At 37.1% G+C, this 905-nt stretch carries 2 protein-coding genes; both read right to left on the reverse strand.

The features are described 5' to 3' along the window. Positions 1-274 precede the first annotated feature (274 nt). Positions 275-631: an IS66 family insertion sequence element accessory protein TnpB gene (gene tnpB / locus FC36_RS05625; protein WP_023860636.1), complete on the reverse strand. Its 357-nt coding sequence runs from the start codon at positions 629-631 to the stop codon at positions 275-277. Continuing rightward, positions 621-848: a hypothetical protein gene (locus FC36_RS05630; protein ID WP_023860635.1), complete on the reverse strand. Its 228-nt coding sequence runs from the start codon at positions 846-848 to the stop codon at positions 621-623. Before FC36_RS05630 ends, tnpB begins: the two co-directional genes overlap by 11 nt. Between the last annotated feature and the right edge of the window lie 57 nt (positions 849-905).

Genomic DNA, 905 nt, shown 5'->3' on the forward strand with positions numbered 1-905 from the left:
TCCTCATCGGATAAAAGTGATATTTGGCCGTCGGCCAATTTTTCAGTTTTTTTTCCATATTGACGTTGTAAAAGCATTTCGATTACTTCATCTCTTTTATCAAGTTGTTTCTTAAACTCTTTAACTTGCTCCTTGAGCTCTTCGACTTGCTTTTCTAAATCTTTTTTTGTAGCCATACTCGTCACCTCCCCGTAATATATGTTAGAACAACCATATCAGTGGGGAGCGTTTACTGTAAAGAACTTTTTTAAATTTATTTCTTGTAATCTGCCGATCAATAAAAAGTTCCCTTTTTAGCTGGCTTGATTCGTTTCTCAGGTAATGGATTTAAGCCCTGAAGAAGCCATTCAACTTGTTGCTGAGTTAGCTCAGAAACCTCTTCACGATTTCTAGGCCACTGAAGTCGCCCATTTTCAAATCGTTTGTAAAGCATAGTAAAACCTTCGCCGTCCCAATAAAGTCCTTTAAAGCGATCATTTCTGCGTCCACAGAATAAGAAGAGCGAATCGTCATAGACATCCATTTCATAGTAATCTGAGATTAAAAGTGCAAGACTATTAATCCCTTTACGTAAGTCAGTATTCCCACAAACGATATACACATGCTTTGGATAATTGTAATTAATCAGCATATTTCATCACCATTTTCATAATATCTTGTAATAGTTCTTCCTTCGCTTCATCAAAGACTGATATTTTGAAGGATGTTGTTTGGATATCTGCTATTATCTTTTTTCTACTGTACTTTGGTTTTCGCTGCGGACGTCCCTTACCGGAAAGCGGAGCTTTTGCTTGATCCACCTCCGGTGACTTAAAGTTGACTGGTACAATTTCTGTTATCTTTTCCATTAAAAAATCCCTCCGTAGTACTGATTTTCTTCCAGTATACAGAGAGATTGCCCGATA

Origin of the sequence: Ligilactobacillus equi DSM 15833 = JCM 10991, from assembly GCF_001435735.1 — a bacterium.
Lineage (GTDB): Bacteria > Bacillota > Bacilli > Lactobacillales > Lactobacillaceae > Ligilactobacillus > Ligilactobacillus equi.